General features: G+C 59.1%; 1 protein-coding gene. It reads right to left on the reverse strand.

Annotated elements, in window-relative coordinates; genetic code table 11:
• Positions 1–2: 2 nt before the first annotated feature.
• Positions 3–1,178, reverse strand: a complete 1,176-nt coding sequence (tuf, locus tag ATO10_RS15775; RefSeq protein WP_035253453.1) for an elongation factor Tu — start codon at positions 1,176–1,178, stop codon at positions 3–5.

A 1,178-nucleotide genomic window follows, 5' to 3' on the forward strand; every position in this document is an offset into this window, starting at 1 on the left:
GCTTAGTCGATGATTTTCGAGACGACGCCCGAACCGACGGTGCGGCCGCCTTCGCGGATGGCGAAGCGCAGGCCTTCTTCCATCGCGATCGGGGCGATCAGCTCGGCGGTGAACTTCAGGTTGTCGCCGGGCATAACCATTTCAGTGCCAGCGGGCAGTTCAACGGTGCCGGTCACGTCCGTCGTACGGAAGTAGAACTGCGGGCGGTAGTTCGCGAAGAACGGCGTGTGACGGCCACCTTCGTCCTTGGTCAGGATGTAGACCTCGGCTTCGAACTTGGTGTGCGGGTTCACCGAACCCGGCGCACACAGAACCTGGCCACGCTCAACACCGTCGCGGTCAACACCACGCAGCAGCGCGCCGATGTTGTCGCCAGCTTCGCCGCGGTCCAGCAGCTTGCGGAACATTTCAACGCCGGTACAGGTGGTTTTGGTGGTGTCTTTGATGCCAACGATTTCGATTTCGTCGCCAACGTTGATCACGCCACGCTCAACACGGCCGGTCACAACAGTACCACGACCCGAGATCGAGAACACGTCTTCGATCGGCATCAGGAACGGCTGGTCGATCGCACGCTCGGGCTCGGGGATATAGTCATCCACAGCAGCCATCAGCTCTTTGATCTTCTCTTCGCCGATTTCCGGGTTGTTGCCTTCCATCGCGGCCAGAGCCGAACCGGCAATGATCGGGATATCGTCGCCCGGGAAGTCGTACTCGGACAGCAGCTCGCGGATTTCCATTTCCACCAGCTCCAGCAGCTCTTCGTCGTCAACCTGGTCAACTTTGTTCATGAAAACAACCAGAGCAGGCACACCAACCTGACGCGCCAGCAGGATGTGCTCGCGGGTCTGGGGCATCGGGCCGTCAGCCGCGTTCACAACCAGAATGCCGCCGTCCATCTGGGCCGCACCGGTGATCATGTTCTTCACATAGTCAGCGTGGCCGGGGCAGTCGACGTGGGCGTAGTGACGGTTCTCGGTCTCATACTCAACGTGTGCTGTCGAGATGGTGATCCCGCGGGCTTTCTCTTCCGGCGCGCCGTCAATCTGGTCATACGCTTTAAAGTCACCAAAATACTTGGTGATCGCTGCTGTCAACGTCGTCTTGCCGTGGTCAACGTGACCAATCGTGCCGATGTTAACGTGCGGTTTGGAACGCTCAAACTTTTCCTTTGCCAT

It is taken from the genome of Actibacterium atlanticum (assembly GCF_000671395.1).
Taxonomy (GTDB): Bacteria; Pseudomonadota; Alphaproteobacteria; order Rhodobacterales; family Rhodobacteraceae; genus Actibacterium_D; species Actibacterium_D atlanticum.

Excerpts from the sequence above, each read along its gene's own strand:
- tuf (WP_035253453.1), bottom strand. The coding sequence starts at position 1,178 with ATGGCAAAGGAAAAGTTTGAGCGTTCCAAACCGCACGTTAACATCGGC.